This window comes from Anaerostipes sp. CAG:276, from assembly GCF_000432215.1.
Taxonomy (GTDB): domain Bacteria; phylum Bacillota; class Clostridia; order Lachnospirales; family Lachnospiraceae; genus Anaerostipes; species Anaerostipes caccae.
The window spans coordinates 77255-82730 of record NZ_FR889182.1 but is presented as its reverse complement, the minus strand read 5'-3'; the positions used below and the strand labels follow the sequence as shown (position 1 = coordinate 82730).

Here is a 5476-nt window from a genome sequence, read left to right as displayed (position 1 = left end):
GTGGGAGCTCACAGCCCATTATTTTAAGACCGGCCAGCTGAAATTTGATGATTCACTGATCTTTAAGAAACTGCCTTTATCTGAGATAGCGGATGCCTTTGAACTTTACAAGGAAAAAGGCGCTGTAAAAGGCAAGATTTTGATTGACAGTGAGGGATGATTTATGATTTTAACAGTGACACTGAATGTATCTGTGGATAAAGCATACAAAATAAAAGGAGCTGTGTGTCCCGGTACCGTCTCCAGGGTGGATGAGTGCAGGAACACCGCAGGAGGAAAAGGGCTCAATGTGGCAAGGATCGCAGACCTGTGCGGAGAAGATGTTTTAGCGGCCGGTTTTGCCGGAGGATTTAACGGGGATTATGTCAAAGCAATGCTCTGTGAAGACGGAATTCAAAGCAGATTTACAAAAGTAAAGGGCGAGTCCAGAAGCTGTATTAATATATTGGCCGGGGACGGTACATCCACGGAATTTCTGGAACCGGGTGCACCGGTGGAGGAAGAGGAGTGGCATCGGTTCCTAAAGGATTTTGAAGAGTTGGTAAGGGAAAGCCATGTGGTCACGATCTCAGGAAGTGCTCCAAGGGGGCTTGGGGCAGACTGCTACCAAGAGCTGATCGAAATAGTGAAACGGCAAGGGAAACAGGTTATTTTAGATACCAGCGGTGAGTATTTGAGAGAAGGGCTCAAAGCGAAACCTACGATGATAAAACCTAATCAAGAAGAGTTGGAAGACCTGCTTGGAGTGGAGATTAAAAACCGGGAAGACCTGATTTTGGCGGGCAAAAAGCTTGTAAGCCAGGGCATCCCATATGTAGTCATATCCCTTGGGGCCAAAGGAGCTTTGATGATATGTGAAGATAGAATTTATCATGGAAAGCCTCCTGAACTGGACGCGGTGAATCCGGTGGGATGCGGAGATTCCATGGTGGGAGCCTTTGCAGCGGCATTCTGCCAGGGAAAATCAGACAAAGAAGCACTGGCTTATGCAGTGGCAGTGTCTGCGGCCAACGCGATGAATCCGGGGACAGGAAGATTCCGGGTTAAAGATATGGAAGAAATTCATTCAAAGGCAGAAGTTGAAGAAATTACTTATTAACAGCAGAGAAGCAAGACACTATGCAGGATGGAGTGTCTTGCTTTTTAAAGTTTTCAAGCACTAAATACTGAGGTGCCGGGAGATGAAGTGGGTCTGCCGCTTTGTTTAGACAGGGATATATGTAACAGAATTTCCGTGGTGGCGGATGACCTGTTCCAAATCGGCACAACTGATCCACACCGTGGCAGTGTTATCGTTTGGATGGACTCCGATGCAGGAGCTGTCTTTTAACTCTTCATCTATGAAAACTTCTACAGCCAGGTGTTCATCGTTTAAGATTCCCATGGGAGAGACAGAGCCTTTCGTTACCTTCAGATGCTTCATGAGACGTTCCTCCGATGCGAAACTTAATCTGGATGAACCGATGGTCTGCCGGAGTGTTTTCAGATCCACAGGCTTGTCTCCGGCAGCAAGAACAAGAAAATGCCGCTTGCCGCTGCCGTCTCTTAAAAAGAGATTTTTTGCGATGGATTCATTGGGTCTGGTCAGATGCAGAGCCTCGATCTCCTCCATGGTATAGGCAGCAGGGTGATCTTCGTACTCATATGGGATGTGGAGGCGGTCAAGCGTCTCTAATACCTTTTGTTTCATGTTTAAGTCCTTCTTTCTATTGGATCAGTGACAGAAGTTCGTCCGGTTTTTCCAGCACAACAGCATATTCTTTTTTTAATGCCTCAGAAGCTCCCCATCCTGCCAGGGCAAAATCACATCCGGCAGCTCTGGCACAGTCTATATCATAGCTGGTATCCCCGATAAAGAGCATTTGGCTTATCGGTATTTCAGACTGTTCTGCCAAATATAACAGAGGTTCCGGATCCGGTTTGGCATGGGAAACCTCGTCCAGGCAGATGGAGTGCTCCATGAAACGTTTCAGCCCATGGCGCTCCATCGTTTCTTCATATTCAATTCGGAGTTTATTTGTGGCAACGCTCAGGATAAGCCCTTTTTGACTCAGGGCAGACAACGTATCTAAAATTCCGTCAAACGGATGGATCGTATGTGCATAGCAGTCAATATATTTTAACCACCCGTGAATACTTCCTTCAGGAAAACCCATAGAGTCCAGCAGGGCCAGGCTGTCGCCGCCGAGAACAAACTCAAGCTCATTAAGCGGCCTGCATTCATTCCATATCTCTTCGTACAGGTCTCTGAAGCCTGCGAGAATGGAATATTTGGTGTCCAGCAGAGTACCGTCCAGATCAAAACAGATCATTTTATAATCAAGTGATAAGTGATTCATATGTCTTCCTCATTTTATAAAACTGAAATCGTATAGGCAAGTGTCTCTGACTGTTCCGGGGCCAGCATGCGGACTCCGCGTTTGTGTTCAAAAATATCGTCTTCATCAGAGCAGGTAGAAGTGCCTGACCAGGGTTCAATTGCCACAAATGGGCCGTCGTTGGCGCTGGACCAGATGCCGAGGTAATCAAAGCCTTCAAAATCCACACGGATTCCCTTTCCCGTCTCTTTATGCAGCAAAGAAGCCGATCTGGATTCCAGAGTGTCAAAGATCAGGGCGTCGTCATAAAAGAGTTCGTGTTTTACACCGAAGGAAGATGCATGATCAAGAAAAGCCTTTCTGTTGTTTACATTGATCAGGCCGTCCTCTGTCAAAACCGGGCATCCGGCCGTCTCCGGTTTTTCAAATTCTATGATATAATCCTCGAAAGCTTCTCCGCCATGGAGAGGGCAGTTAAACGCGGGATGTCCTCCGACAAAATACGGCATTACTTCAGATCCGCAGTTCTTTACGGTGTGTTCGACTATCACACTGCGGTCTTTGATCCGGTACGTCATTTCCAGCTCAAAGTCAAAGGGGAAAGATTTCATGGTTTCTGCGTCAGCATGCAGAAACAAAGAAATGCTGTCACTGTCCAGGCGCCGGAGAGTAAATTCACATCTTCTGGCGATTCCGTGCCTGCCCATGGAACAGGATTTTCCGTCTCCAATTTGCGCTTCCCCGTTTCTTAAACTGCCGCAGATTGGAAACAAAATCGGAGCCTGTCCGCTCCAGTAATCAGGATTGCCCTGCCATAAATACTCTAAGCCTGTTTTATCTTTAATAGAAGTAAGGCCTGCCCCGGATGTGTCGACAGAAACTGAAAGAACATCGTTTTTTACTTGATATGAACTCATATTACGCTCCTTTTGCTGAACAAAAATAAACAAGTTTCTTTTCAGAATATTATACCTTATATGATATAATGGTGCAAAGGAGAAACATCATGACAAGCAGCCGTTTATTTGAGATCATTTATATTTTGCTGGAGAAAAAGAAAGTGACAGCGCCGGAGCTCGCCGAGAGGTTTGAGGTTTCGGTGAGAACGATCTACCGGGACATCGATGCACTCAGCAGTGCGGGCATACCGGTATACTGCACTCAGGGAAAGGGAGGGGGCATTGGCCTGCTGGAAGACTTTGTCATGGACAAGTCTGCCCTTACGGAAGAGGAACAAAGTCAGATCCTTCTCTCACTCCAATGCATGGCAGTCACGAACCACATGGATGCCAAAAAACTCTTATCCAGATTGTCCAGCCTGTTCCAGAAGGACGATGAGAACTGGGTCTATGTGGACTTTTCACGGTGGAACCCAAGAGGAGAAAAGGAACTGTTTGAAACACTGAAAGAAGCGATCCTTAACAGGGAAGTGGTCACATTTGATTACTATAATGCAAAGGGCGAATATTCCAGAAGGGAAGCAGAGCCCATGCAGCTGTATTTCCGCGGCATGGACTGGTATCTCACGGCATTCTGCAAAAAGAGCGGGGAGATACGGATCTTTAAGCTCAAGAGGCTTAAAAATTTGGTAAAAACAGAAGAACGCTTTTTGAGAAAAGACATTCGGGATATGAAAACAATGCCGTCTCTGGAAGAAAAAAAGGATATGGAAGTATCCGTCAGGGCAGAGAAAAGTCTTGGATTCCGCGTCTATGATGAATTCGATCCGGACTGGATCAGAGAGGAGAAGGAGACTTTTTATATCACATTTCCTTGTGCAGATGAAGAATGGCTGTATGGATGGCTTCTATCCTTCGGGCCGGGGCTTGAGGTGCTGGGGCCAAAAGAAGTCCGCAGCGAAATGAAACGCCGTCTCCGCCTTATGGCGGGACAATATGAAGAAAACATTTAAAACCTGACAGACAGCTGTCAGGTTCTCTGTTGTACAATAAAGAAAAAACAATGGAGGAACAATTATGAACTATGAAGTGGTAGAATTAGAAGAAAAGATGGTTGCAGGGATCAGCGCGAGGACATCCAATGATGCACCGGATGCCGGAATGGTGATCGGATCCTTGTGGGGGCGTTTTTTTGAAGAAGGAATTTTTTTTAATATCTCAAACAAAGTAAACGAAAAGAGCATCGGCCTGTATTCTGATTACAATGATGAGAATATGCAGGAATATCAGATTACAGTAGGATGTGAGGTCAGCAGCACAGAGCAGAATCAGGAAGGACTCACCTTTGCTGTAATTCCAAAAGGAAAATATGCAAAGTTTATTGTCCGGGGACATATGCAGAAAGCGGTGAGCGAGTTTTGGACCAGGCTGTGGAAAATGGATTTAAACCGCAGCTTTACTGGAGACTTTGAAGAGTATCAGCCGGGAGGCACGCTGGAAGACTCAGAAATCCATATGTATATTGCACTGAAGGAGTGATTCATAAGAATGGATTATGTAAAAGCAAAACATATCATCACCAAAGGACCGGGAGACTCCTGGTTCGGCGGAGATTATAACATGAATATATACCGTGGCTGCTGCCACGGCTGTATTTATTGTGACAGCCGGAGTGACTGTTATCATATTGAGAATTTTGATCAGGTGAAAGCGAAAGAACATGCCCTGGAAATCATCCGGGATGATCTGAGAAGGAAAACAAAAAAGGGAGTTGTGGCAACCGGAGCCATGAGTGATCCGTACAATCCTTTTGAAAAAGAGCTGATGCTGACCAGGCATGCTCAGGAGCTTCTGAACGCATTTGGATTCGGCAGCGCCATCGCTACGAAAAGCGCCATGATCACAAGAGATATTGACATACTCGAAGAAATAAAAGAACACTCCCCGGTGATCTGCAAGCTGACCATTACAACCTGTGATGATTCCATGTGTAAAAAGATAGAGCCGGGAGTATCCCTGTCATCTGAACGTTTTGAGGCTCTTGCAAAACTCAAAGACGCGGGGATTTTTGCAGGAATTTTAATGATGCCGGTGCTTCCGTGGATCGAGGATACAGAAGAAAATATTCTTGGTATCGTAAAGAAGGCGAAAGAATGCGGAGCAGATTTTATCTATCCTGCCTTTGGAGTGACATTGAGGCAGAATCAGAGAGAATGGTATTTTGAGAAACTGGACAGACTGTTTCCGGATGACAATTTG

7 protein-coding genes and 1 pseudogene are annotated in these 5476 nt (G+C 45.8%); 5 read left to right on the top strand and 3 right to left on the bottom strand.

What is annotated here, in order from left to right; all coding sequences use genetic code 11:
• Positions 1–160: pseudogene (locus QVP35_RS16560) on the top strand (galactitol-1-phosphate 5-dehydrogenase); the annotation flags it as partial.
• Between the two features lie 3 nt (positions 161–163).
• The gene (pfkB, locus tag QVP35_RS06020; protein ID WP_022260901.1) at positions 164–1099 is read left to right on the top strand and encodes a 1-phosphofructokinase; all 936 of its coding nucleotides are present in this window, start codon (positions 164–166) and stop codon (positions 1097–1099) included.
• A gap of 105 nt (positions 1100–1204) precedes the next feature.
• Here the strand turns inward: pfkB and QVP35_RS06015 are convergent, their stop codons facing one another.
• From QVP35_RS06015 to QVP35_RS06005, 3 genes are read right to left on the bottom strand one after another with little or no spacing between them, the layout of a single operon-like run.
• Positions 1205–1690: a prolyl-tRNA synthetase associated domain-containing protein gene (locus tag QVP35_RS06015; protein WP_009290358.1), complete on the bottom strand. Its 486-nt coding sequence runs from the start codon at positions 1688–1690 to the stop codon at positions 1205–1207.
• 16 nt (positions 1691–1706) lie between these two features.
• A complete protein-coding gene (locus QVP35_RS06010) occupies positions 1707–2339 on the bottom strand; it encodes an HAD family hydrolase (RefSeq protein WP_009290359.1) in 633 nt (210 codons plus the stop codon).
• Positions 2340–2353: 14 nt separating this feature from the next.
• Positions 2354–3235 carry an aldose 1-epimerase family protein gene (locus QVP35_RS06005; RefSeq protein WP_009290360.1) on the bottom strand — a complete coding sequence of 294 codons (882 nt, stop codon included), beginning with the start codon at positions 3233–3235 and terminating at the stop codon, positions 2354–2356.
• A gap of 89 nt (positions 3236–3324) precedes the next feature.
• Here QVP35_RS06005 and QVP35_RS06000 point away from each other — a divergent pair, with 89 nt between their 5' ends.
• The 3 genes from QVP35_RS06000 to QVP35_RS05990 form a co-directional block, all read left to right on the top strand.
• Positions 3325–4230 carry a helix-turn-helix transcriptional regulator gene (locus QVP35_RS06000; RefSeq protein ID WP_022260900.1) on the top strand — a complete coding sequence of 302 codons (906 nt, stop codon included), beginning with the start codon at positions 3325–3327 and terminating at the stop codon, positions 4228–4230.
• A gap of 64 nt (positions 4231–4294) precedes the next feature.
• On the top strand, positions 4295–4756 hold the full coding sequence (locus QVP35_RS05995) for a GyrI-like domain-containing protein (protein WP_009290362.1): 462 nt from the start codon (positions 4295–4297) through the stop codon (positions 4754–4756).
• A gap of 9 nt (positions 4757–4765) precedes the next feature.
• A partial coding sequence (locus QVP35_RS05990; protein ID WP_288187766.1) for an SPL family radical SAM protein occupies positions 4766–5476 on the top strand: 711 nt, incomplete at its 3' end.